This window comes from Rhodococcus sp. NPDC006774 (assembly GCF_040636045.1).
Lineage (GTDB): Bacteria > Actinomycetota > Actinomycetes > Mycobacteriales > Mycobacteriaceae > Rhodococcoides.
Map to the genome: position 1 here is coordinate 14250 of NZ_JBEYIW010000002.1, position 25053 is coordinate 39302.

Below are 25053 nucleotides of genomic sequence, written 5' to 3' on the forward strand. Positions count from 1 at the left end.
GACCGATTCAAGACCGGGTCTTCGGCATCCGGCACTCAGTGCCATTTGAACCGGGCAGATCAGGCGGTTGTGTGATCGGCCAACGCATCGACGACTTTGGTGACGGACGTGCCCCGGGGGAACGACGCGACGACGATCTCACCGAAGAACTGCGCGCGGACCTGCGCCAGTGCCGAACGCAGATCCTCGACGGATGTCGGCAGGCCGTCGCGAATCATTCGACGAAGGATGTAGTTGTGCGTCGCAGTCACCGAAGCCGAGAACTGCAGAATCTCCAGGTGAGGGTGATCGGGCAGAACGCGCTGCAGATATTCGACGAAGAGTCGGTCGTAGCGAAACACGGTGACGATCTCCCGATCGCGCAGCGCAGGGTTGCGGTGCACCACCTGATAGCGCAGGCGCGACATCTCGATCCAATCGGAGAATCGCTCGTACACCTGCTGCGCGGCATCGCACACCGCCTGCCAGGGATCGCCCTCGTTCGATTCGAGGAAGGCGCCTGCCTGCTCGAGCAGTATTTCGTGATCGGCGAAGACGACGTCTTCCTTGGCGCGGAACTGACGAAAGAATGTCCGACGCGAGATTCCGGCGGCACCGGCGATGTCGTCCACCGTCGTCGACTCGTATCCCTTGACGGAGAACAGGTCGAGGGCCGCTGTGGCCACGGTGAGCCTGAAGTCGGTCGATTCTTCCGGGTCTCCGCGCATGGGAGTGAAGGTAGCCGAGTTTCGGGACGTGCAGGGAGGTCGTCCCGTTCCGTCCTTTGATTGCTAGTGTTCGCAAGTAGCCTGCTGCGCGGTGGTGGGTGCCACGGGAGGACTTCATGGCCACGGATTCGAGCCGGCCGCTCTACAGAATGAAAGCCGACTTCTTCAAGACGTTGGCGCATCCCGCCCGTATTCGGGTGCTGGAGTTGCTGAGCGAGCGCGAGCACGCCGTGTCCGAGATGCTGCCGGAAATCGGCATCGAGCCGGCCAATCTGTCTCAGCAGTTGTCGATCCTCCGGCGCGCCGGTCTCATCGAAGGCACCCGGGAAGGCCTGTCGGTGTCCTACACATTGACGTCGCCGAAGGTGGCCGACCTGTTGGTCGTCGCGCGGGAAATACTCACGGGAGTGGTGGCCAACCAGGCCGAGCTGCTCGAAGGCGAGTCCGGAGCGCGCGCCTGACTCGACGGCTCGGGATGGTCTGGCTCACGTGGCTGTTCACCTGATTCATTACTTGCTAAACTTAGCAAGTAGCTCGATCAGGATCGATGAGTTCTCAGAAAGCGTCACATGTCCGAACCGACGAAACCCGCCCGTAAGACCGACGCCGTGAGGGCTGTGACAGCGCTCCTGCCCAGGTGGAGCGAGTGGAAACCCGCCCTCCGCGCGCCCGGTGCGGATCTGCTGGCCGGCCTGATCGTGGCCCTGGTCGCGCTGCCTCTGGCGCTCGGCTTCGGCGTCAGTACCGGCCTGGGTGCGGCGGCCGGCCTGACCACGGCGATCATCGCGGGAGTCGTGGCCGCGGTATTCGGCGGATCGCGGTTCCAGGTGTCCGGTCCGACCGGTGCCATGACGGTGGTGCTCGTGCCGATCGTCGCCGAATACGGGCCGACCGGAGTGCTCGCCGTCGGCCTGATGGCCGGGGTGATCCTGCTCGCGCTCGCCGTCGCCGGAGTCGGTCGAGCCGTCCGGTACATGCCGGCACCCGTCATCGAAGGGTTCACCGCCGGCATCGCCGTCGTCATTGCGCTGCAACAGGTTCCGTCGGCCCTGGGTATCACGGACGCCGAGGGTGACAAGGTGTGGCAGTCCGCGTTCGACGCGGTGCGCTCGTTCGTCTCGCACGCGAGCATTCTGACGCCCACCGTGGCCGTCACGGTCGCGATCGTCATGCTCGTCGGTGGCCGCCTGGCTCCGAAAGTACCGTTCTCTCTGGTTGCGGTCGCGGGAGCAACGGTGGTCACCCAACTGTTCGATCTCGACATCGCCCGTATCGGCACGATTCCGTCGTCGTTGTCCGCTCCGAGCCTGAGCTTCTTCCATCTCGGTGACGTGACGGCGTTGTTGGCACCGGCGTTCGCCGTCGCTGCGCTGGCTGCCCTGGAATCGTTGCTGTCCGCGACCGCGGCGGACTCGATGGGCGTCGGCGCGCGGCACAATCCCGACCGTGAACTGTTCGGGCAAGGGCTGGCGAACATCGCCGCACCGTTGTTCGGCGGTATCCCCGCCACCGGTGCCATCGCCCGCACTGCCGTCAACGTCAGATCCGGAGCACGCACCAGGCTCGCCGCGCTCACCCATGCCGTGATCCTCGCCGCGATCATGTATTCCGCCGCGGGTCTGGTGGCCGACATTCCACTCGCAGCCCTCGCCGGGGTGCTCCTGGCGACGACGGTGCGCATGGTCGAAACTGCGTCCATCCGAGCAATTTCCCGCGCCGGTCGTGGGGACACCGTGGTGATGTTGTCGACCTTTCTCGTCACGGTCGTTTTCGACCTGGTGACGGCGGTGGCGGTCGGCGTCGGGTTCGCTGCGGTGCTGGCACTGCGCGCCGTCGCGCGATCGGCCACCGTCGAGAAGGTGCCCCTCGATGCACTCGACGCGGTCTCGAAGGAAGAACAAGACCTGCTGCGCGAGCACATCGTCGCCTACCGGATCGACGGTGCACTGTTCTTCGGAGCCGCGCACAGCTTTCTGCTCGAGCTCGCCGACGTGTCGGACGTGAAAGTGGTGATCCTGCGCATGTCGCGGGTGACCACCATCGATGCCACCGGAGCCATCGTCCTCAAGGACACGATCACCGAACTCGAACACCGCCGCATCACCGTCCTCATCTCCGCGGCCAAACCCGAACACCTTCGCCCGCTGACGGCGCTGGGGGTGTTCACCACCAAGGACGACGAAGCGCGCCGTGTTTTCGAGACCACGCCGCAGGCCATCGCCTACGCGCGCACGCTGGTGACCGAGGCAACCGCGCCTCGCGGGTAGGGTCCAAGTCACACTTGCGTAGGAAAGGACCGGCTCATCGTGGCTCTCGTTGCAGGGATCGACTCCTCCACCCAATCGTGCAAAGTCTTCGTTCGTGACGCCGAATCGGGAGAGTTGGTGCGCCAGGGGCGAGCCGCCCATCCCGACGGTACCGAGGTCGACCCGCAGCGATGGAAAGACGCGCTCGACGAGGCGGTGGCAGCAGCAGGCGGACTCGACGACGTGGACGCGGTGTCGGTCGGCGCGCAGCAGCACGGCATGGTGTGCCTCGACGACGCGGGATCCGTGGTCCGTAAAGCGTTGTTGTGGAACGACACTCGGTCGGCGCAGGCCGCGACGGACTTGGTGTCGGAGTTGGGGAAGGAGACCGGCGTCGACGGCGGGCAGGCCTGGTCCGACGCCGTCGGAGTGGTTCCATTGGCCTCGATCACCGTCGCCAAGTTGCGATGGCTCGCCGACCACGAGCCGGAGAACGCCGATCGCACTGCGGCGGTGTGCCTTCCACACGATTGGCTGAGTTGGCAGCTCGGCGGGGCATCGGGGCTCGACGCTCTGGCCACCGATCGAGGCGACGCCAGTGGCACCGGGTATTTCTCGGCCGCGTCTAACGAGTATCGAACCGACCTGTTGCAGTTCGGTTTTCGTGGGCGTAACCCGCAGCTTCCGCGGGTCGCCGCACCGAACGAGACCATCGGCCGCACACCGAGCGGGGCCCTCATCGGGCCGGGGACCGGAGACAATGCCGCCGCGGCCCTTGCTCTCGATGCCCAGCCCGGTGACGTGGTGGTGTCGGTGGGGACCTCCGGCGTCGTATCGGCGGTGACCTCGGTTGCGGCAGCCGACGGTTCGGGTCTCGTCGCCGGATTCGCCGACGCCACCGGCCGTCAGTTGCCGTTGGTCTGCACGCTCAACGCTGCCCGGGTGCTCGATGCCACGGCGCGTCTACTGGGCGTCGATCATGACGAACTGTCTCGATTGGCGCTGTCGACGACCAGCGAAGGTCTGGTGTTGGTGCCGTATCTCGAAGGTGAGCGCACCCCCAACCGCCCCGATGCATCCGGTGCGATTCACGGCCTGCGACTGAACAATTCGACGCCCGGTCACCTGGCGCGCGCGGCAATCGAGGGACTGCTGTGCGGCTTGGCCGACGGCATCGATCACCTGCGTGCACAGGGGGTGGAGACGAAGCGGGTGCTGCTCATCGGCGGCGGCGCGAAATCGGCGGCGGTGCGGGAGCTGGCCCCGGCCATTCTCGGGGTCCCGGTGATCGTGCCCGAGCCGGGTGAATACGTCGCCGACGGTGCCGCGCGCCAGGCTGCATGGACGTTGGCCGGGACTATTGAGCCGCCGACCTGGGCGCAGGCCGCGTCGAAGACATACGAGGCAGACCCGACCCCGGCGGTGCGAGAACGCTACGCCGAGGTGCGGGATCTGACCGAGGGTGCCGCCCCCAGGTGAGCGGAACCTCGTAGCAGAGGTCGAGTTCGGAGTGGAGCCTGCGGAACGACCGCAGGCTCCGCGCGCACGTGCGGCGCAGCCGCTCTCACGCTCTAGGGAATCAGGCGAGCGTCTCGGTAGCGCTGAATCACCGAGGCGATGGCATCCGGCGTGGACCGGAAGCCGAGGAAGCCGGCCTTCTTGGACTTGTTCATGTCGGTCAGACATTCCATGTCGCGGCCGAGGTCGCCGTCGGTGTGCCACCACGACGCCAGACGGGAGACATCGCTCTCCACCAGATCGTGCTTCTCCGCGATGCGCTTCCACGCGGCAGCCGCGTCGGACATGCGGGGTTCGAGGGGACGCGGTTCGGTTTCGAAGCCCTCGGGCTCCACGCCGAAGTGCGCGGCGAACTGGGGCCACAGCCAGCGCCAACGGAACACGTCACCGTTGGCGATGTTGAAGGCCTCGTTGTGCGCATTGTCATCGGTTGCGGCCCAGACCATCTGCTCGGCAAGCAGGTCGGCGTCGGTGAGGTCGGTGAGCCCGTTCCACTGCGTTTCGGAGCCGGGGAAGACGAACTTCTCACCGAGTTCCTTGCAGATCGACGCGTACACGGACAGCGTCAGCATCATGTTCATCGCGTTGCCGACCGCGAAGCCGGAGATGGTGTGGGCGCGGTGCACGCTCCAACCGAATCCGAACTTCTCGGCACCGGCGAACAGTTCGTCTTCCTGCGCGTAGTAGAAGTTCGGGGTGTCGAGGCGATCCTCGGTCTCGTGGAACGGCGTCTCGGCCATCACTGCCTCACCGTAGGCATCGAACGGTCCGAGGTAGTGCTTGAGGCCGGTCATCAGCGCGACGTGCTTCACCGACTCGAGGGGCCCGAGAACATTCAGCACATTGCGTAGGGTCGCCGAGTTGACCTCGATGTTCTCCTGCTCGGAGTCCTTCTTCATCCATGCGGTGAAGAACACGACCTCGGGGCGAACGTCCTTCAGAGCCTTCTCGAGCGAGGCCGGATCGAGCAGGTCCGCGGCCACCGGCACGACGCCGTCGACGGGGGTACTTCCGCTGCGACTCAGTCCGTAGGTGGTCCAGCCTGCATCGAGTGCTGCGTGGCACAGGGCCTGCCCGGAAATACCGGTGGCACCGACGATCAGCGCGCGCGTCGTGTTCGTAGTCATCGTGAGCGGTTACCCACTGGAGCCGATGCAACACGTGACACGGCCCTCACATCAGAGCGAGTACCTGCTGGGCGACGAGCACGAGTGCGCCGGCTGCGGAGACACCGATCGCGGTGATGCGCAGGCGTCGACGATCGAGAACGCGATTGACCACGCGAGAGAGCAGGAAGCCGAGAACTGTCGCCGGGGCCAGGAACACGAACAGCGTCGCGGTATGCGCGTCCACTGCACCGGCCACCGCCAGTACCGCCAGCGAGATGAGTGATCCGACGAGGAAGAAGCAGCTCATGGTGCTGCGCAGTTCGGCTCCGGTGTTGCGTTGCCACACCAGGGCCATCGGCGGTCCGCCGATGGAGGTGGCCGTTCCCAGAATTCCCGACGCGGCCCCGGCCACCACCAGGTTTCGTCTGTGCGGCAACGGGACCCAACCGAAGGACGTCAGTGCGACGCCGCTCAGCACCACCAGCGCGAGCAGGATGGCCAGGCCGCGCTCGGGCAACAGCACGAGCAGCAGTGCGCCCACCGCCGATCCGGGTAGGCGACCGGCCAGCGCCCACCCAGCACCCGAGAGGTCGAGGGCAGTGCGATCACGAACCAGGACGAGCACACTGACGACCACGGCGAGCATGATCAGCGTCGCTGGGATGAGCCCGGGGTCGACGATGGCCACGATGGGCGCGGCGAGCATGCCCATGCCGAATCCGATGGACGCCTGCATCGCCGACGCGAAGAAGATGGCAAGCGCGACGACGACGAATCCGGTGACGCTCAGGTCTGTCGCCATCACGTCCCGGCAGCGACGAGGCCGAGATTGCCTGCGGCGAGCGGATAGTGGCATTCGGCGATGTGATCGGCCTCGTCGGCGTCGAGCGCCACCGGGGGTGCCTCACTGGCGCACAGTTCGGTCGCTTTCCAGCAGCGTGTGCGGAACCGGCATCCCGACGGCGGGTTCAGCGGAGACGGTACCTCGCCCTTCAGCAGGATCTTCGTCCCGCGGTTCGACGCGTCGAGTGTAGGTGCGGCCGACATCAACGCCGCGGTGTACGGGTGCGCGGGACGCTCGAACACGGCCTCGGTAGCGCCGGATTCGACGATGCGGCCCAGGTACATCACCGCGACGCGGTCGGCGACGTGTCGGACGACCGACAGATCGTGCGAGATGAACACGTACGAGATGCCGAGTTGCTTCTGCAGGTCGTTGAGCAGGTTGAGCACCTGCGCCTGGACCGAGAGATCGAGTGCCGAGACCGGCTCGTCGCAGATGATCACGTCGGGGTTCAACGCCAGGGCCCGCGCGATGCCGAGGCGCTGGCGTTGACCGCCGGAGAACTCTTGCGGGAATCGGTTCTCGTCGCTCGGTCGTAGGCCCACCAGATGCAACAGCTCACGCACTCGTGCGGAGCGATCGCGGCGAGTCTTGTACAGGCCTTTGTGAGTTCGCCACGGCTCGCCGATGATGTCACCTGCCGTCATCCGCGAGTTCAGTGAACCGTACGGGTCCTGGAACACCATCTGTACTCGTCGACGCCACGCGAGGAGTTCCTTGCCGCGCAGGGCGAACGGATCGATGCCGTCGAAGGCCACGGTTCCCGAGTCGGGTCGTTCGAGCATCATCAGCGTGCGCGCGAGAGTGGACTTGCCGCAGCCGGATTCACCCACCAAGCCGAGGGTCTCGCCGCGTCGCAGGTCCAGGTCGATGGCGTCGAGGGCGCGGAGCTTGCCGCGGCCGACGTCGAAGGTCTTGTTCAGGCCGCGCACGGTCAACAGTTGTTCAGGCATGGCTGGATACCTCGTTCGGGAAGTGGCACGCCGACATCCGGCCGTCGGCGACGGATTCGAGCGGAGGGCGTGTGCTGACGCAGATGTCGCGGGCGATGGGGCAACGGGCCTGATAGACGCACCCGTCGGGAATCGAATGGAGATCCGGCGGGGTGCCGCCGATCGACTTCAGATCCTCACCGCGGACGGCGTGTACAGGGACCGAGTCGAGCAGTCCCTTGGTGTACGGGTGGCGCGGTTCGCCGAACACCTCGGACACCGGTCCGGTCTCGACGACGTTGCCCGCGTACATGATCGCGACCCGGTCGGCTTCCTCTGCCACCAGGGCGAGATCGTGGGTGATCAGGACGACGGCCATGTCGTGCTCGGTGCGCAGTTCCTTCAGCAGAGCCATGATCTGCGCCTGGACCGTCACGTCGAGCGCGGTGGTGGGTTCGTCGGCCAGCAGTACCGACGGACTCAGGGCCACGGCCATCGCGATCAGCAGTCGCTGACGCATGCCACCGGAGAACTGATGCGGGTAGGAGTCGGCGCGCGATTCGGGCTCGGGAATGCCGACGCGGGCCATGAGTGTGATCGCCTCGACGCGTGCCTGTTTGGCCGACATGCCCCGGTGGATCCGAAACGGCTCGGCCAGTTGAGTTCCCACGGTGTAGACGGGATTGAGTGCCGTCAGTGCATCCTGGAAGACGATGGCCAGTTCGGTGGCCGCGATGGTGCGTCGCACCTTGGTCTTGGCGGTCACCAGGTCCACCTCGCCCAACTCGACGGAACCGCCGGTGATGTCGGCGATCGGCTCGAGCAGACCGACGATGGCCTGTGCCGTCATCGACTTGCCGCAGCCCGATTCACCCAGCAGAGCCAGGGTTTCACCGCGGCGGGCGCTGAAGGTGACGTTGTCGACGGCGCGAATGACACCCGACGGCGTCCGCAGATCGACGGTCAGTCCGCGTACGTCCAGGGCGACGCTGCCGGTGTCCGGTCGCTGTGGTGCGGTTGCCGGTGCGCTCATGAGACGACCTTTCGTACGGGGAGCAGGCGAGACCGCTTGGAGCGGGGGACATTGAGTCGCCAGCGCTGCGCCGGGTCGGTGGCGATGCGGGCCCAGGCGGCGAGGACGGTGGCCGAGACGGTCGTCAGCACGATGGCCAGGCCGGGGAAGAAGGAGAGCCACCAGGCGGTCTGCAGGTAGGTACGGCCCTGCGAGACCATCAGGCCCCACGAGACGTCGGGTGGCTGAATGCCGATGCCCAGGAAGCTCAGTGACGATTCGGCGAGAATGACGAAGCAGAAGTCCAGGGTGGCGACGGTGAGCAGGGTCGGCAGCAGAATCGGGGCCACGTGGCGTCGGATCACCGATCCGCTCTTCGCGCCGAACGTACGGGCGGCATCCACGAACAATCGACTCTGCAGTTCGGCCGACTCGGCGCGGGCGGTACGCAGGTAGATCGGGATACGCGTGACCGTCAGGACCAGAACGATGTTCGCGGCACTGGGCGAGAAGACGTAGAGCACCACGACGGCCATCAGCAGCGACGGAAAGCTGAGGATGACATCGGCGACGCGCATCGCCGCGGTCTCGCGCCAACCGCGATGGAAACCGGCCCACATCCCGATGAACGAGCCGATGATCGCCGAGAGGATCACCGCCGGAATGGCCACCGACAGTGTGGTTCTGCTGGCCACGATCAACCGGGCCAGCATGCTGCGCCCCAGTGGATCGGTACCGAGGATGTTCATCCAGCCGGTGTCGAGGGTGAACGGCGGCAGGTTCGAGCGGTCGAGATCTTGATCGGTAGCAGCATCACCGACCAACATCGGGCCGAAGATCGCGGTGAGGAAGACCAGCACCAGAATCGCGGCGGCGACGGTGGCGACCCTGTCTCGCAGGAGCAGCTTCCACAACGGGGCCGATGCCTTGCGGGCTTCCACCGGAACCGTAGGTGGAACATCCTCGGGCTCGGACGTTTTCGGTGCTTCGAAGTCGAGTGACATGTTCTTACCTAGACCTTCACCTTGTCGCGAACCCGGGCGTCGAGCAATGCATAACAGGCATCGATGACGATGTTGAGCAAGAAGATACTCACCGCCGTCAACAGCACGGCCGCCTGCAGAACGGCGAAGTCGCGCTGCAGGATGGCGTCGATCATCAACTTTCCGATGCCGGGCCACCCGAAGATGGCCTCGACGACCACCGCGCCGTTGACGAGTCCGACCATCAGGTCGCCTGCAACCGTGAGCGCCGGTGCCGCGGCGTTGCGTAGGGCGTGATGGGTGACGACCCGAAGATTTCCTGCCCCTTTGCTTCTCGCGAGCCGAACGTACGGTGCCGACAGTGCCGAGACCATCGCGCCACGCACCACCTGAGTCAGCACGCCGAGGGGTCGAATGAGCAGTGTGGCGATCGGCAACACCCACGAGAGCATTCCGCTGTCCACGCCCGAGGTGGGCAGCCAGCCGAACACGATGGCGAAGACGTAGACGCCCATGATGGCGAACCAGAAGTCGGGGATCGACGCGGCCGTCATCGACAACAGGCTCGAGATGCGATCGGCCAACGAGTTCGGTCGGTACGCAGCCCAGCAGCCGATGATCACGGCACCGAGGATGGCGAGGAACATCGTCGCGAAGGCGAGCTGCAGCGTTGCGGGGAAGGCGCGCAATGCCATCGCCGACGCGTCCTCACCGGTGCGGAGCGACTGCCCGAAGTCGAGTTGGACGACGCCCTTGAAGTAGTCCATCAGCTGCGTCAGCACCGGCTGATCGAAGCCGTTGGTGGCACGGAACGCCTCGCGCTGCGCTTGGGTGGCCGACTCGGGTAGGTACAGGCTGGTGGGGTCGCCGGTGAGACGAGCGAGGAAGAACACGCCCAGCAGGACGACGAACAAGGGGATCAGGCTGGTGTAGATCCGTCGGCGCAGAAATCTGAACATGTCAGGGCCTCTCGGTATCGGCGCGCGTCATCGCGGCCAGGTGCATTTCGTCGACCGTGGCCGAGTTCGGCGTGTAGTCGACCGAGGCGGCCTTGGCGAGCACCCCGTTCATGTGCGCGATGTACGCCATCTGCATGATGTCTTTCGGTTCGTCGGCGAACACCTGGGCGTATGCGGCCTGCCTGTCCTCTCCGGTGAGTGCACCGGCGGCAGCGATCTCCTTGTCGAAGTCCGCTGTGCCGTAGGCACTCTGGAATCCGTCACTGGTGAAGTACTGGTCGACGGTGAAGGCGGAGTCGCCGGCCTGGTTGCCGTGCTGAATCACCAGCAGATACGGCCCGACGTCCGGGAACGGACGTTCCTGGTATTCGGCGGTACCGGCGGCGTCCATCATTTCGATCTTGACGTTCATGCCGATCTTGGACAGTGAGTTCTGGATGACCTCCACTGTCTCGTTGATCTTGGGGAACTGTCCGGTGCGTCCGATCAGGCGGATCTCGGTGTCCACCGGTACCCCGTCTGCCCGTGCCTCGTCGATCAGCGTGCGGGCCTGGTCCATGTCGTATGGCCACGGCGTCAGGTCCTCGTTGTAGCCGACGACGCCCTCGGAAATCAGTTGTGCTGCCGGTGAACCGAGTCCCCTGAACAGGGCCTTGACGATGCCGTCGCGATTGATCGCGTAGTTGATCGCCTGCCGCACCCGCATGTCGTCCAGTGGTGGCTGAGCGGCCTGGATGCGGAGCGCCGTCGTTTCGTTGTTGGGGTACGCGACCCCGAGGTCGCCTGCACCGTCTTCCGGTCCGACGGAGGTTGCGATCTCGGCCTCGCCGTTGGTCACCATCGAGGCGCGGACGCTGCCCTCGCTGCGCCACTGGTACTCGGCCCTGGCGTACTCGGGCTTCGGACCCCAGTAGGTCTCGTTGCGTACGAGCGAGAGCTTCTGGCCGTAGTCCCAACGCTCGATCGCGAACGGTCCCGTTCCGATGGGCTCGCGTACCCGCTCGGTGTAACTGGCTGTGCGCGGGACCATCTCCACGAACGACAGGCGCAGCGGCAGAATCGGGTCGGGTTCCGGCGACTGCACGGTCAGTGTCATCGGGTCGACCGCCGTGACCACCAGGTTCGCGTCGCCGAAGACGTAGCCCTCGACGTTGCAGCCCAGTTCCGAGTTGACCGTGCGATCGATGGAGAACGCGGCGTCCTCGGCCTCGAAGGGACTGCCGTCGCTGAACGTCACACCGGGGTGGATCGCGAACGTCCATTCGGTATCGGAGGTCTGCTCCCACGAGTCGGCGAGCTTGGGTTCGAGATCGCCGGTGCTGGGATTGCGCTCCATGAGCGGCTCGGTGATGTTCGAGCGCGTCACCACACCCACCGATGTCAGTGAGACATCGCAGGCTTCGAGGGTCGGCGGTTCCTGCGGCAGAACGATGCGGAGAGTATCTGCGCGGCTCGGTCCACCGTTGTTGGAATTGGCGACGGTGCAACCGCTCACGACAAGTGAAAATGACAGTGCGCCAACGGCTGTTGCGGCGACGCGATGGGTCCGTCCCTGCTGCACGAAGAGTGCAGGGCTCATGGTGGCCTCCAGTGGGAAAAGGATCCGCGTCTGCGAGTCGCAGCCGAATCTGTGACGGTAGACACACGGTATGAGCGGGCTGTCTTCACCGTCAACCGGACGAAATGCCCTTTCCGGCCAGTTTTGTGGGTCACAGTGACAGTTTCGATGAGGCCTGAATCACATCTGTAGTGGACTGACCAGGTCGGATGTAGGGAAGACTGGACGGGTCTGCATCGGCAATGCGTCGTTCATGCCGTTTGGGTATCGGTCCATGTTATTTCCGTGTTGGACAGGTATTCGAGGAGCGGCATACCGTACAGGAAACGCGCACGTTCCACCATCTCGCGAGGAGAACAATGGTCACCGTCAGCTCGCAGAGTTCCTCTGTGTCTCAACCGGATTCGCAACAGGGCGGTCGAGTGCTCCGAGTCGGACCGCTCAAACCGTCTCTGATGGACACCTTGGTCGCCGAGTACGACGCGCTGGAACTGCCCGAAGGGGATGGTCGCGACGAATTCCTCGATGCGCACGGCGAATCGATCACCGCAGTGGTCACCTCCGGCCGCACCGGCGTCGATGCCGCGTTGATGGAGCGATTGCCGCAGCTCGGAGCCGTGGTGAACTTCGGCGTCGGATACGACACCACCGATGTCGACGCCGCAGCAGACCGCGGCATCGCCGTGAGCAACACCCCCGACGTGTTGACCGACTGTGTGGCGGACCTCGCTGTCGGTCTGGTGATCGACACCGTGCGTGGGCTCTCGTCCGCCGAGCGTTTTGTGCGCGCCGGCCGCTGGCCTGCCGAGGGCAACACGCCACTGACGCGCCAGGTCACCGGCAAGCGCGTCGGAATCATCGGGCTCGGCCGAATCGGCTCGGCAATTGCCGATCGGCTCAACGGATTTCGATGCGAAATCTCGTACCACAATCGAAACGAGATCGACGGCTCTCCCTACGTCTACGCCGCCAGTCCGACAGCGCTCGCCGAGAACGTCGACGTACTGATCATCGCCGCGTCCGGCGGTTCGGGAACTGCACATCTGGTGGATCGCGCGGTGCTCGAAGCGCTGGGACCGCAGGGATATCTGGTCAACGTGGCCCGCGGAAGCGTCGTCGACGAGGAAGCACTCATCGAGTTGCTCGCCGCCGGGCGGCTGGCCGGAGCCGGTCTGGACGTCTTCGCCCACGAGCCGAACGTGCCCGACGCCCTGCTGGCGATGGACAACGTGGTGCTGCTGCCGCACGTGGGCAGCGCAACGGTGGAGACCCGCGCCGCGATGGAAGCGCTCACGCTCGAGAACCTCGATCGCTTTCTGGCCGACGGCACCCTCGTCACGCCGGTGACGCAGTGACCGTCGTCGTCGGCTACTCGCCGACCACCGAAGGAAAAGGCGCGCTGCCCTTCGCATTCCGCGAGGCTCACATGCGTGGAACGGATCTGATTGTCGTCGCCGAGGACAACAGCGCGTCCGACGCCGAGTTCGGTGCCGTCGTCGAATCTGCCCGCGACGAGGCGGGCGCGATCGGCGTGACGACGAAAGTCCACGACAACGAGGCCGGTCGCTCACATGCAGACAATCTGATCGACCTGTCGTTCGACGAACAGACGCAACTGGTCGTCATCGGCATCAGGCGTCGATCGCCCGTCGGAAAGTTGTTCATGGGCAGCATCTCTCAGCGCGTTCTCCTCGAGGCGCACTGCCCGGTGACGGCCGTCAAGCCGCCGGTGGGGACGCCGCGGTAGCCGTCACGACCACTCACGTGCCGGCAACACATCGGTCATGAAGCGGTGCAGTGCCGGGTTGTCGTTGTCCACGCGCCAGGCCGCGTCGAGTTCGACGGGGCGTTCCTTCACGGTCCGAACCGGCCGGAAGACAACACCTTCCGGCCGCATGGTCGACGCCGACTCCGGTACCAATGCCAATCCGATGCCGGAACGAACGAGCACCAGCATCGTGTGCACCTGGGTCACGTACTGCACGTAGCGCGGGGTCACGCCGACGATGGTGAACGTACTGATGAGCAACTCGTGGAAGTACCGCGCATCGACCGGTGAGTACATGATGATCGGCTGGTCGTCGAAGTCCTCCACCGACAGTTCGTCCTTCTCGGCCAGCGGGTGAGAGTCGGGCATCGCTGCGATCAACGACTCGTGCAGCACCGGCCGGGATGCGATGCCCGGTCGCTTGAGTGGTGGCCTGGCCAAACCGAGATCCAGATCGCCGACGGCCAAGGACTCCATCTGCACTGCCGAGACCATCTCGCGTAGAACGAGTTTCACGTCCGGCAGCTTTTCGCGCGCGGCGTCGAGCAACTGCGGGAGTACTGCATGGGCCGATGCGCCGGTGAATCCGACGACCACGGTCCCCAGGTCCCCGGTGGGAACGCGTCGCACCGTCAGCAACGCGCCCTCGGCGAGGTCGAGGATGCGTCGGGCCTCGGGAAGGAAGGCCAATCCCGCGGCCGTCAGGGTCACCGACCGGCTCGTGCGGTCGATCAGCTGCACGCCGACTTCGCTCTCGAGCTGTTGGATCTGCCTGCTCAGGGGCGGCTGAGTCATGTGCAGCCGTTCGGCAGCGCGGCCGAAGTGCAATTCCTCGGCGACGGCGATGAAGCAGGAGAGCCTGTTGAGCGAGAACATCGATTCATTCCTTGCATCGCGGAGTGAGTTCTGTTGTGCCTCTGTAGATCAATCTAACTCACCGGCCGCGCCCGAACGATTGACAACCTTCTCTCCGGTAAGAGTAGAGTTGCTCGCGGAGTGGACGCCACATCGGCCGCGGTCCCTCGCACCCATCGAACGGAGTTGTCGTGTCTCGAGCTGCCCAGGTGCCTGCCACCGCCGTCGAAGACGTTTCGGTGCTGGGTGCGTTGCGCTCACCCAGGCGGCTCAAGACCGAAGTTCTGGCGGGCCTGGTGGTGGCTCTGGCGTTGATTCCGGAGGCCATCTCGTTCTCGATCATCGCCGGGGTCGATCCGCGCGTCGGGCTGTTCGCGTCGTTCACGATGGCCGTCACCATCTCCATCGTCGGTGGCCGACCGGCGATGATCTCCGCGGCCACCGGAGCGATTGCCCTGGTCGTCGCCCCGTTGGCGCGTGAATACGGCCTCGACTACCTCATCGCGGCGGTGATCCTCGGCGGAGTGTTGCAGGTGGTGCTCAGCGTGCTCGGCGTCGCCAAACTGATGCGGTTCATCCCGCGCAGCGTCATGGTGGGATTCGTCAACGCGCTGGCGATCCTGATCTTCACTTCGCAGGTGCCGTACTTGATCGGAGTGCCGTGGCTGGTCTATCCGATGGTTGCCGTGGGCCTGCTCATCATGTTCTTCCTGCCCAAGCTCACCACCGTTGTGCCGGCTCCGTTGATCGCCATCGTGATACTCACCGGCGTCACACTCGTCTTCGCTCTCGCGGTTCCCGATGTGGGTGACGAAGGTGAACTGCCGTCCTCGCTGCCGTCGTTCCTGATCCCGAATGTGCCGTTCACGTTCGACACGCTGAGCATCATCGCCCCGTTCGCACTCGCCATCGCCCTCGTTGGGCTGCTCGAATCTCTGATGACGGCCAAGCTCGTCGACGACATCACCGACTCGCACTCCAACAAGACCCGTGAGGGCTGGGGTCAGGGTGTGGCGAATCTGGTCACGGGATTCACCGGCGGTATGGGCGGTTGCGCGATGATCGGCCAGACCATGATCAACGTCAAGGTCTCCGGAGCCCGCACTCGAATCTCGACGTTCCTTGCCGGCGTCTTCCTGCTCATCCTGGTCGTCGGTCTCGGCGACATCGTCGCGCTGATTCCGATGGCCGCGCTCGTCGCAGTGATGATCATGGTCTCGATCGGCACCTTCGACTGGCACAGCATCGACCCGAAGACGTTGCGCCGCATGCCCAAGAGCGAGACCCTCGTCATGGTCGCCACGGTTGCGGTCACCGTCGTCACCCACAACCTCGCGTACGGCGTGCTCGTCGGTGTCATCACTGCAATGGTGCTGTTCGCCCGACGGGTCGCCCATCTGACCGAGGTGGTCGATGTGGCCCATCCCGACGAGGACACCCGGGTGTACGCGGTGAAGGGCGAGTTGTTCTTCGCGTCGAGCAACGATCTGATCTATCAGTTCGACTACGTCGGAGATCCGAAGAACATCGTCATCGACATGTCCGAGTCGCACATCTGGGACGCATCGACCGTGGCGACCCTCGACGCCATCACGACCAAATACGCCGCCAAGGGCAAGACGGTGAAGATCGTGGGGCTGAACGCGCCGTCCACCGAGCGGCACGACCGCCTCAGTGGAAACCTCGGTGCCGAGCACTGACTAGGGTGGGCTGTCGAGGAGAGGCGGCACATGGCAGACGACGGCATGCACATGCAGATCGGACAGGTAGCTCAACGAACCGAGCTGTCCATCCGCACGGTTCGTCATTACGACGACGTCGGCCTCGTCACGCCCTCTGCTCGGACCGTCGGCGGCTTCCGGCTCTACACCGAGTCCGACGTCGAACGACTGCTCGTCATTCGTCGGATGAAGCCCCTCGACTTCACGTTGGCCGAAATGAAACAGCTACTCGAATCCCTCGACGTTCTGGGGGACGAGAACGCGACGGACGACGCCAAGTCCTCGGCCGCGGCCTTCGTTCGTGAGTGTCACACCAAGGCCGAGGAAAGCTGCCGCACGTTGCGGCGGCAGCTCGCCTACGCCGAGGAACTGACCGATGTGCTGTCCACCCGTGGTGCGGCAGCCCAGATCTGACCGGACCGGCTCTAGCCGTCCACGACCACCGGGACGATGAGGGGCTGACGGCCCAGGGTCTGCTTGGCCCAGCGTGCCGATTCCTGCACGATGCGCTTCTCGATGTTCTCGCGAGACGCAACCTTGACGTCGCTCTCGCGCGTGAGGGTCTTGCCGATCGCCTTGGCCAGCGAGTCGAATGCGTTGGCCTCGTGGGCAAATCCGCGTCCGATGAAGTCGACGTCGTCGACCAGCAGGCCGGTGTCTGGATCCACGATCGCGATGACGGTCAGCACGCCCTCGTTCGCGAGCAAGCGACGCTCGGCCAGCGAATCCTCGGTCACACCACCGACGGCACTGCCATCGACATAGATCAGTTCGATGGGGACGGAGCCGGTGATCTGCGCGACGCCGTCGAACAGGTCGATGACGCTTCCGTTCTCGGCGATCAACACTCGATCGCGGGGAACGCCGGTCCTGATCGCGAGATCGGCGTTGGCGCGCAGATGTCGCGACTCACCGTGTACGGGAAGCACATTGGCGGGTTCGAGGATGTTGTAGCAGTAGACCAACTCGCCTGCGCTGGCGTGACCGGAGACGTGCACCTTGGCATTTCCCTTGTGCACCACACGTGCACCCTTGTCGACGAGACCGTTGATGACGCGGTAGATCGCGTTCTCGTTTCCGGGAATGAGACTGCTGGCCATCAGTACGGTGTCGCCGTCACCCACCTTGATCTGATGCTCGCCCGACGCCATCCGCGACAGCGCGGCGAGGGGCTCGCCCTGCGATCCGGTGCAGATCAAGGTGATCTTGTTGGCCGGAAGTCGGTTGAGCTTCGGTAGATCGACGACGAGCCCGTCGGGCACATCGAGGTAGTTCAGATCGGTCGCAATCTTCATGTTGCGCACCATCGATCGGCCCACGAACGCAACCTTGCGGCCCTGCGCATGCGCGGCGTCGAGTACCTGTTGAATGCGGTGCACGTGACTGGCGAAGCTCGAGACGATCACGCGCCCCGTCGTTTCACGGAACACCTTCTCGATGGCCGGGACCAGATCGCGTTCGGACACCATGAACCCGGGAACTTCGGCGTTGGTGGAGTCGACGAGGAGGAGATCGAGCCCTTCCTCGCCGAGGCGTGCGAAGCTACGGAGATCGGTGATCCGGCCGTCCAGCGGGAACTGGTCCATCTTGAAGTCGCCGGTGTGCAGCACCAGCCCGGCGTCGGTGCGAATGGCGATGGCGAGACCGTCGGGGATCGAGTGGTTGACGGCGATGAACTCGAGCTCGAACGGGCCTTCCTGACGGGTTTGTCCCGCTTCGACCTCGATCAGCTTTGTCGAGACCTTGAACTCCTCGAACTTGGCAGCCAGGAAGTGCAGGGTCAGCCGCGACGAGATGACGGGGATGTCGCCGCGCTCGCGCAGCAGGTAGGGGACGCCCCCGATGTGGTCCTCGTGTCCGTGGGTGAGGACGATCGCGACGACGTCGTCGAGACGATCCCGGATGCAACTCCAGTCGGGGAGGATGACGTCGACGCCGGGCTGGTGCTCTTCGGGGAACAGGACGCCGCAATCGACGATGAGCAGTTTTCCGTCGTACTCGAACACGGTCATGTTCCGACCGATCTCGCCGAGACCGCCGGTCGCGATCACGCGAAGGTGCCCTGCCTGAAGCGCGGAGGAGGATCGCTTTCTCGGTGCGGCGGGGGATCTGCGGTTCCGTGGTGATCTCGACATGCCTCTTACGCTACGGGGGGTTCTTCACCTGGTCTCGACCCCGGTCCGAAGATTTGCATATTGTTCCCCGTCGAGGGCGTGATGTCAGGTGCCTACCGGCTTCGGCTTGTCGGCCCGGGTCAACGCAGGTCGGAGGGATCGGAGTTCGCTCCGCAGAGGATGATTGCGACTCTCTCGCCGGGTTTCGGTTCGTATCTTTTCGCTCTGATCGCAGCAACCGCTGCCGCAGCCGCATGCTCGACGACGAGCCGCCGCGAATCCCACAGATGTTGTCGCGCTTCGACGATGGCAGCGTCGTCGACGAGAACGGAGATGGTGTCCGACGCCGCGGCCGCAGTCAGAGCGAGCGGCGTGACCCGCCGCGCGCCCAGAGAATCTGCGGCAATCGAATCCACCGGTACGTCGACAGGGAAGCCCGCCTCCAACCCTGCTGCGAAGGCTCGACACTTCTCGGGTTCGACGGCCACCACCCGAACACCTCGTTGCGCCGCGACAGTCGCGATGCCGGCGAACAGTCCGCCTCCACCGACCGAGACTACAACGGTGTCGAACGCGTCGGCGGTCAGCATGTCGAGCAGGAGAGTTCCGGCACCCGCAGCGATCAGCGGGTTGTCGTAGGCATGGGAGGCCAGAGCTCCGGTGTCCGCGGCGTAGTCCATCGAGGCCTCGAACGCCTCCGCGTACTCGGTCCCGACGGCTCGAACGTCTGCGCCGAGAGCGATCAGTTTCGCCTTCTTGAACTCGGGCACCGTGGCGGGCACGAACACGGTCGCGGGCACGCGGTACTTCGTCGCCGCCCACGCACAGGCCAACCCTGCGTTTCCTCCCGAGGCGATCACGATCCCCGCGTCGGGCATCGTTCCCGCCTGCCGGTGCGCGGTGACGAAGTTGACGGCTCCACGTGCCTTGAACGTTCCCGTGTGCTGCATGAATTCGGCCGCGTACAGCAGGTCCGGGGGCTCGGCCGCGATCATCGTGACCGGTCTGACGGTGCCGGCAATACGTGATTGGGCATCGACGACGTCGTCGTACGTGATCGCAAGAGGCACCCACCCATTGTGGTCCTCCCACGTGAACGTCCGCCGAAGGGGACAGCGACCGCCGAAACCATTGCGGAATCGCGCGTCATCACTTTAAAGTGATGACACGCATCATCGGATTGCATCTCGTGCGGGAGGGGTTCGTCAGCATGCATATTCACACCGTGGTGATCATCGGCAGCGGCTTCGGTGGCCAGTGCGCAGCGAAGGCATTGCTCGATCGAGGCATCGACGACCTCGTCGTTCTGGAGAGACGATCCTTCATGGGTGGCACGTGGAAGCAGAATCGCTACCCGGGCGCAGCCGTCGACGTGCAGAGTCCGCTGTACTCGATCGCGTCGGAACCGTTCGAGTGGACGCGCATGTTCGCCGAACGCGAGGAGCTCGAGCGGTACACCGACCATGTGCTCGAATCCAACGGTCTGCCGGCGCGGACGCATGTCGACACCGACGTCCAGAAGATCGAATGGGCCGGAGACCACTGGACCATCACCACCTCGCGGGGCGGCTACGCGGCGAAGTTCGTCGTCAACGCGTCGGGACCACTCAGTACGCCCGTCATACCGCCGTTCCCCGGCCGAGAGAAGTTCCAGGGCACCCAGTTCCACACCAACGACTGGCACACCGACTACGACCACGCAGACAAGCGAGTGGCGATCGTTGGCAGCGGTGCCAGTGCCGCGCAGGTGATTCCCGCGATCCAACCCGACGTGGCGCAGCTGCACGTCTTCCAGCGCACCCCGCACTGGGTGATGCCACGTCACGATCGCGAATTCACGCCGCTGCAGCGCAGGCTGCTGAAGTTGGAACCGATCCGCAGGCTGGTCCGCGCCGGGATCTACTGGAGTCTCGAAACTCGTATCCTCGGCTTCAAGTACTCACGGACGATGTTGAAGGCGGTCGCCCAGCGAACTGCGGTGAAGCACATCGAGTCTCAGGTTCCGGATCCCGAGCTTCGAGCGAAGGTCACCCCGGACTACGTCATCGGGTGCAAGCGGGTTCTGCTGTCCAACACGCTCTATCCCGCGCTGGGGCAGGCGAACGTCACCCTGCACGACAAGAACGACGGCATCGCGGAGATCACCGAAACCGGAATCGTCACCACCACCGGCGAACACGTCGACGTCGATCTGCTGGTGTGGTCCACCGGATACGACGCGACCGACGGCGTCATCTCGTACCCGGTGATCGGCCGCGACGGCCGAGCGCTGTCCGAGGTCTGGGATCCGTACCCGCGCGCCTACCTCGGCACCACGATTCCCGGCTTTCCCAACCTGTTCGTCGTCACCGGACCGAACACCGGAATCGGGCACACCTCTGCGATCTTCCTCATCGAGGCGCAGATGGAGTACATCGTGCGGGCCGTCGACGCCGTCCGACAGGTGGGTGCGACCGCCATCGAGGTCACCGCAGCCGCCGAGCAGGAGTACACCGACACCATTCACCGCGAGATGGAAGGCACCGTCTGGAAGGACGGCGGCTGCCACAGCTGGTACCAATCGAAATCCGGGCACGTCGTTGCCATGTTCCCGGGATTCAGCTTCACGTTCCGCCGCTGGGCCAAGCGTTTTCGGCCGGAAGCCCATCACATCCACCGGTCATCCACCGAGGTGACGACGAAGGACGAGGTCTCGGCATGAGCAAGCACACCGGACAGGTAGCGCTGATCACCGGCGCGGCAGGCGGAATCGGTTCCGCCGTGGCGACCGCACTGCATCGACGCGGCGCCTCGATCGTTCTCGTCGACATGGCGTCGACCGACCTCGAGGCCGTGGCGGCGAAGCTGGGCAACCAACGCGTGGCGATCGCGTATGCCGACGTCACCGTGCGGGAGCAGCTCGATGCGGCCGTCGCGACCGCGATAGACACCTTCGGCAAGCTCGATTTCGTGATGGCCAACGCCGGAATCTCCAGCGGTGCACAGGCATCGACCGTTCGGTCGATCGAGGACGGAGTCTTCGAGCGGGTCATCGGCGTCAACCTGATCGGCGTCTGGAACACGGTGCGTGCCGCCCTTCCGCACATCGTCGAGTCCGGGGGCTACGTGCTGCTCACCTCGTCGACGTACGCGTACCTCAACGGACTGGCGAATGCGCCGTACGCGGCATCGAAGGCGGCGGTCGAACAGCTCGGTCGTGCTCTGCGTGCGGAACTCGCGGGCACGAAAGCGACTGCCGGAGTGCTGTATCCGGGGTGGGTGGCAACTCCGATCGCCGAAGTCGCGTTCGGCGGCGACGACGTCGCGACGGCCATGATCGACCGCGCCTTCCCCACGCCGCTGCTCCGCCCGATCACACCGGACAAGCTCGCGCGCGTGGCCGTTCGAGGGATCGGACGGCGGGCTGCGCGCATCGCCGTGCCCGGTCGCTGGATCCCGATCTCGCTGTTGCGTGGCATCGTCAACCCGGTCATGGACGCCATGATGGAGCGGGACGCCGAATTGATCCGTCTCACTGCCGAACTGGATGCCCGACGGTCATGAGTGCAGCGCCGGAAGCCGCCGGCCGCGCCTACGGCGGTGAGAGCGCGGCCGACCGCGACGACCGCAGGCGGCGGCAGCTTCTGGACGCCGGCCTGCGGGTGTTCGGCAGCACCGGGTACCGCGCCGCGACCGTCCGCGGACTGTGCCGCGAGGCCAAGATCGCCGACCGGCACTTCTATCAGTATTTCGACAAGACCGAGGATCTCCTGCTCGCTGTCTACGCGGAATGCATTGCACACCTGACCGACTCGGTGTCCGGGGCCATCACGGAGGTGGAGACGGGCAGCGAGATCAGGGCTGTCGCCGAGCAGTTGCTCGAGCCGTTCTTTCGGGTCGTCGAGGACCCGCACCTCGCTCGCGTGGTGTGGATGGAGGTGCTCGGAGTCAGCCCTCGCGTGGAGCAGACGTACCTGACAGTGATGCAGCAGTTCGGGACGCTGTTGCTCGGCTACCTCCGCACGTTCGCCGGCGACGTACCGTCGGGCCCCGATCTGGATGTCGACCTTCTCGCCACCGCTGCGATCGGCGGAATCAGCCACACGGCCATGACCTGGTATCAGAGCGGTTATGTCGCAGAGCGTCGCATCGTCGTCGCCACCATCGCGACCATGCTTGCCAATATCGTTGCACCGCTGACGAACACAGAATTCGAGGGCCGAGAGAGTTAGCGCACCGGCACAGTCCTCTTCAGGAACTCCAGCTGCTTTTCGATGATGATCGGGAACAACGGCTGCACGTAGGGGTCGAAGTGGCCGCCCTTGTGGATGTGCACGGTGGCGTCGGGAATCTTCGCTGCGATCTTCACGGTGACGTACGCCGGCGTGACCACGTCGTCGGACATGATCTGCATCAGAACGGGGCAGGTGATGTTCGACGCGGTCTTGCCCGGCGAGTACAACCCGATGCGCAGGAGTATCCGCGCAGCAACGGTTTCCGGGTAGTCGCCGTCGGTCAATCCGGATTCGGCGAGGAGGAGGTCGCGGCCGGGGACGGCGTCGGGTGAGGTCATCACGGCTCGATCGCCGGGGTTGCCGACCGAGTCGACGTACAGGGGTGATTTCCCGCGCACTGCGCGGATCTGGTCGATCACCGCTGACGGGGCGAGCTTGACGATGCGCCGAAGTCCGGTCGCGCGCACGGCTGCGATCCCGTCCACGTGCGGGATCTGGGCGATGACGGCGGCGAAGTTCTCTCCTGTGCCGGCCCGGGTGAGCACGTGTCCGCCGGCGAAGGAGGTACCCCAACCGACGATGCGTGCCGAGTCGACACCGTCGAGTGTCCGGGCGTAGGCGACGGCGTTGCGCCAGTCGACGAGTTGCCTGCCGATGTCGAGCAGCTGCCGCGGCTCACCGTCACTGTCACCGAAGTGGCGGTAGTCGAAAACGAGAACCGTGTAGCCGGCGCGGGCGAAGACCTCCGCGTAGGCGAAGAGGCGAATGACACGTGGGGTGCCGAATCCGTGGGCCATGACCACGGCAGGAGCGTCGACCGTCGTGCCCGTGGGCCGATACACCGCGACAGCGCAACGGACTCCCTCCGAATCGAACCATTCGTCGGTACGGCTGTATTCGGGCTGGTCGTAGGCGCTCATGTGGTTGTCCTTCTTCGTTCTCTTGATCGGCATTCAAGAAAATAGCACCGTCTTGAATGACGATCAAGATAGGATGATGCAATGCCGCGCAACCGTCGACCCGTCGATCGCGCCGAGAAGCGCTCCGAGATCGTGAACGCCGCTCGCTCGCTGTTCGTCGACGACGGCTACGAGAACACCCCGATGGGTCGAATCGCCACCGCTGCCGGAGTGACCACCAATACGATCTACTGGTATTTCGGCGACAAGGACGAGCTGCTCGTCGGGGTGCTCGACGACATTCACAACGAGGCCCTCGGCCGATTCGGTGCTCTCGCGGCGCAATCGGTGAACGAGCAGGTCCTCTGGGTGGTCGACGAGCTGGAGAAATATCATCGACTGGTCGATACGGTGCACTCGCGAACGTCGGTAGCTGCCTGTATCGACAAGTGGCACAACGATTTCCATGCGTTGTGGGAACAGTGGATCGCCGTCGAGCTACGCAACGCCGGCGTAGATGACGCAGACATCGAACCGACGACACGAATGATCGTCTTCGTCATCGAGGCCATGCTGACGCACCCGCAGGACGAGGCGTCGAAACGGGCCATGATCGATCTGCTGTTCCGCAAGGTCGGCGTCCGACGTTGACCTACTCGTGGACGGTTGTGCGGTTCCGCCCGAGATTCTTGGACTCGTACAACGCTCGGTCGGCGCGCGCGAGGGTGGCGCGGGCGGCTTCGCCGTCCTGCCGGCTCGCCACTCCCGCCGAGATCGTCACGTCCTTCGGTAGCTCCGTCCGAACGCGATCGACGGCGTCGCGTAGTTCGGCGGCTGTGCCCGTGATGCACAGCACCGTGAATTCATCGCCGCCCGAGCGGCTCAGCAGGTACTGCCGCGGCAGGCAGGTGCGTAGTGCGGACGACACGATCTCGAGCGCGCGATCACCGGCCGCATGACCGTGGTCGTCGTTGATCACCTTGAAGCGATCGATGTCCACCACTGCGATGGCGTCGATCTTTCCGCTCGCCACCGTTCCCGGACGAGCGTCCAACTCACGGGTGAGGCGCCGTCGATTCGGGAGCTGGGTGAGGTGGTCGATCTCGGAGGTCGAGGCCACGCTCTGGACCCAGGCCGCGGAGATCGCGATGGCGACGAGCACCAGTTGGGCGTTGATCACCAGGACGGGATGGATACCGCCGACGACGGCACCCAGGTACGCGACGTACACGGCGTTGAGAACCGTCGTCCGCCAGGCGATGCGGTTGGGCAGCACGATGAACGCAGGCGTCACCAGAAGTAGCTGCAGGAAGATGCCGGACATGGCCGCGATCGCCCCGCCCGCCGCGCTGCAGAACAGGGCGATGCTCGTCAGACCGGACAGGTGCATCGCCAGGTAGAGGCGTCGAGACAGCACCGGTGCCGCCGCGATCATGTAGATGCCCAGTGCGCACCATGCCACCGCCAGGACGAGCAACACGGTCGCCGCCCGAGGCGAAGCCCCGACGACGGTGACGACACCCACCAGTCCACTGACGAGGCAGTTGACCCCGGACGTTCGCGCGACCGGCGCGGGGGAATATTGCCAACCGGTGTTCACACGACAGACCTCTC

The 25053-nt window shown here is 65.0% G+C and carries 24 protein-coding genes; 11 read left to right on the forward strand and 13 right to left on the reverse strand.

Annotation, left to right across the window (positions count from 1 at the left end; genetic code table 11):
* Positions 1-59 precede the first annotated feature (59 nt).
* Positions 60-707 carry a TetR family transcriptional regulator gene (locus ABZ677_RS03115; RefSeq protein WP_358366553.1) on the reverse strand — a complete coding sequence of 216 codons (648 nt, stop codon included), beginning with the start codon at positions 705-707 and terminating at the stop codon, positions 60-62.
* A gap of 116 nt (positions 708-823) precedes the next feature.
* On the opposite strand from ABZ677_RS03115, the gene ABZ677_RS03120 reads away from it, so the two are divergent.
* From ABZ677_RS03120 to ABZ677_RS03130, 3 genes are all read left to right on the forward strand, one after another.
* Positions 824-1168 carry a metalloregulator ArsR/SmtB family transcription factor gene (locus tag ABZ677_RS03120; RefSeq protein ID WP_094635350.1) on the forward strand — a complete coding sequence of 115 codons (345 nt, stop codon included), beginning with the start codon at positions 824-826 and terminating at the stop codon, positions 1166-1168.
* A 108-nt stretch (positions 1169-1276) separates the two neighbouring features.
* Positions 1277-2974, forward strand: coding sequence for a SulP family inorganic anion transporter (locus ABZ677_RS03125; protein ID WP_358366556.1), 1698 nt, complete (start codon positions 1277-1279; stop codon positions 2972-2974).
* 39 nt (positions 2975-3013) lie between these two features.
* The gene (locus ABZ677_RS03130) at positions 3014-4432 is read left to right on the forward strand and encodes an FGGY family carbohydrate kinase (protein WP_358366558.1); all 1419 of its coding nucleotides are present in this window, start codon (positions 3014-3016) and stop codon (positions 4430-4432) included.
* Positions 4433-4524: 92 nt separating this feature from the next.
* Here the strand turns inward: ABZ677_RS03130 and ABZ677_RS03135 are convergent, their stop codons facing one another.
* The 7 genes from ABZ677_RS03135 to ABZ677_RS03165 are packed head-to-tail and all read right to left on the reverse strand — an operon-like array spanning position 4525 to position 11889.
* Entirely contained in the window at positions 4525-5598 is a 1074-nt protein-coding gene (locus ABZ677_RS03135) for an SDR family oxidoreductase (RefSeq protein ID WP_358366560.1), read from the reverse strand.
* 46 nt (positions 5599-5644) lie between these two features.
* A complete protein-coding gene (locus ABZ677_RS03140; protein WP_037196247.1) occupies positions 5645-6370 on the reverse strand; it encodes a sulfite exporter TauE/SafE family protein in 726 nt (241 codons plus the stop codon).
* An 11-nt stretch (positions 6371-6381) separates the two neighbouring features.
* Positions 6382-7377 (reverse strand): oligopeptide/dipeptide ABC transporter ATP-binding protein, encoded by a 996-nt coding sequence (locus ABZ677_RS03145; RefSeq protein WP_358366562.1) that lies wholly within the window; start codon positions 7375-7377, stop codon positions 6382-6384.
* Positions 7370-8389, reverse strand: coding sequence for an ABC transporter ATP-binding protein (locus ABZ677_RS03150; RefSeq protein WP_358366564.1), 1020 nt, complete (start codon positions 8387-8389; stop codon positions 7370-7372). The genes ABZ677_RS03145 and ABZ677_RS03150 overlap by 8 nt, the downstream gene beginning before the upstream one ends.
* On the reverse strand, positions 8386-9372 hold the full coding sequence (locus tag ABZ677_RS03155) for an ABC transporter permease (protein WP_358366566.1): 987 nt from the start codon (positions 9370-9372) through the stop codon (positions 8386-8388). The genes ABZ677_RS03150 and ABZ677_RS03155 overlap by 4 nt, the downstream gene beginning before the upstream one ends.
* 8 nt (positions 9373-9380) lie before the next feature.
* The gene (locus tag ABZ677_RS03160; RefSeq protein ID WP_358366567.1) at positions 9381-10310 is read right to left on the reverse strand and encodes an ABC transporter permease; all 930 of its coding nucleotides are present in this window, start codon (positions 10308-10310) and stop codon (positions 9381-9383) included.
* Between the two features lies 1 nt (position 10311).
* Positions 10312-11889 (reverse strand): ABC transporter substrate-binding protein, encoded by a 1578-nt coding sequence (locus ABZ677_RS03165; protein ID WP_358366569.1) that lies wholly within the window; start codon positions 11887-11889, stop codon positions 10312-10314.
* A 338-nt stretch (positions 11890-12227) separates the two neighbouring features.
* Between ABZ677_RS03165 and ABZ677_RS03170 the strand changes: the two genes are divergently transcribed.
* Together ABZ677_RS03170 and ABZ677_RS03175 are read left to right on the forward strand one after the other, a co-directional pair.
* Complete coding sequence (locus ABZ677_RS03170) at positions 12228-13223, forward strand: 2-hydroxyacid dehydrogenase (protein ID WP_358366571.1); 996 nt, start codon at positions 12228-12230, stop codon at positions 13221-13223.
* Positions 13220-13615: a universal stress protein gene (locus ABZ677_RS03175; protein ID WP_037196059.1), complete on the forward strand. Its 396-nt coding sequence runs from the start codon at positions 13220-13222 to the stop codon at positions 13613-13615. Before ABZ677_RS03170 ends, ABZ677_RS03175 begins: the two co-directional genes overlap by 4 nt.
* Positions 13616-13618: 3 nt before the next feature.
* Here the strand turns inward: ABZ677_RS03175 and ABZ677_RS03180 are convergent, their stop codons facing one another.
* On the reverse strand, positions 13619-14512 hold the full coding sequence (locus ABZ677_RS03180; RefSeq protein WP_358366573.1) for a LysR substrate-binding domain-containing protein: 894 nt from the start codon (positions 14510-14512) through the stop codon (positions 13619-13621).
* A 170-nt stretch (positions 14513-14682) separates the two neighbouring features.
* On the opposite strand from ABZ677_RS03180, the gene ABZ677_RS03185 reads away from it, so the two are divergent.
* Both ABZ677_RS03185 and ABZ677_RS03190 read left to right on the forward strand, forming a co-directional pair.
* Positions 14683-16191 carry a SulP family inorganic anion transporter gene (locus ABZ677_RS03185; protein WP_256986531.1) on the forward strand — a complete coding sequence of 503 codons (1509 nt, stop codon included), beginning with the start codon at positions 14683-14685 and terminating at the stop codon, positions 16189-16191.
* A 30-nt stretch (positions 16192-16221) separates the two neighbouring features.
* Positions 16222-16626: a MerR family transcriptional regulator gene (locus ABZ677_RS03190; protein ID WP_037196051.1), complete on the forward strand. Its 405-nt coding sequence runs from the start codon at positions 16222-16224 to the stop codon at positions 16624-16626.
* An 11-nt stretch (positions 16627-16637) separates the two neighbouring features.
* Here the strand turns inward: ABZ677_RS03190 and ABZ677_RS03195 are convergent, their stop codons facing one another.
* Both ABZ677_RS03195 and ABZ677_RS03200 read right to left on the reverse strand, forming a co-directional pair.
* Complete coding sequence (locus ABZ677_RS03195) at positions 16638-18263, reverse strand: ribonuclease J (RefSeq protein WP_094740236.1); 1626 nt, start codon at positions 18261-18263, stop codon at positions 16638-16640.
* Positions 18264-18466: 203 nt separating this feature from the next.
* Positions 18467-19396, reverse strand: a complete 930-nt coding sequence (locus ABZ677_RS03200) for a serine/threonine dehydratase (protein WP_358366576.1) — start codon at positions 19394-19396, stop codon at positions 18467-18469.
* 92 nt (positions 19397-19488) lie between these two features.
* Here ABZ677_RS03200 and ABZ677_RS03205 point away from each other — a divergent pair, with 92 nt between their 5' ends.
* Genes ABZ677_RS03205 through ABZ677_RS03215 form a run of 3 tightly spaced genes read left to right on the forward strand, consistent with a single transcriptional unit; the run spans position 19489 to position 22537 of the window.
* Positions 19489-21027, forward strand: a complete 1539-nt coding sequence (locus ABZ677_RS03205) for an NAD(P)/FAD-dependent oxidoreductase (RefSeq protein ID WP_358366577.1) — start codon at positions 19489-19491, stop codon at positions 21025-21027.
* A complete protein-coding gene (locus ABZ677_RS03210; protein ID WP_037196044.1) occupies positions 21024-21869 on the forward strand; it encodes an SDR family NAD(P)-dependent oxidoreductase in 846 nt (281 codons plus the stop codon). Before ABZ677_RS03205 ends, ABZ677_RS03210 begins: the two co-directional genes overlap by 4 nt.
* Positions 21866-22537, forward strand: coding sequence for a TetR/AcrR family transcriptional regulator (locus ABZ677_RS03215; protein WP_358366580.1), 672 nt, complete (start codon positions 21866-21868; stop codon positions 22535-22537). Before ABZ677_RS03210 ends, ABZ677_RS03215 begins: the two co-directional genes overlap by 4 nt.
* On the opposite strand, the gene ABZ677_RS03220 is transcribed toward ABZ677_RS03215, so the two are convergent.
* Positions 22534-23460 carry an alpha/beta hydrolase gene (locus ABZ677_RS03220; RefSeq protein WP_358366581.1) on the reverse strand — a complete coding sequence of 309 codons (927 nt, stop codon included), beginning with the start codon at positions 23458-23460 and terminating at the stop codon, positions 22534-22536. The genes ABZ677_RS03215 and ABZ677_RS03220 overlap by 4 nt on opposite strands.
* 81 nt (positions 23461-23541) lie before the next feature.
* Between ABZ677_RS03220 and ABZ677_RS03225 the strand changes: the two genes are divergently transcribed.
* Positions 23542-24090 (forward strand): TetR/AcrR family transcriptional regulator, encoded by a 549-nt coding sequence (locus tag ABZ677_RS03225; RefSeq protein ID WP_358366582.1) that lies wholly within the window; start codon positions 23542-23544, stop codon positions 24088-24090.
* A gap of 1 nt (position 24091) precedes the next feature.
* On the opposite strand, the gene ABZ677_RS03230 is transcribed toward ABZ677_RS03225, so the two are convergent.
* On the reverse strand, positions 24092-25039 hold the full coding sequence (locus ABZ677_RS03230; RefSeq protein ID WP_037196040.1) for a GGDEF domain-containing protein: 948 nt from the start codon (positions 25037-25039) through the stop codon (positions 24092-24094).
* Between the last annotated feature and the right edge of the window lie 14 nt (positions 25040-25053).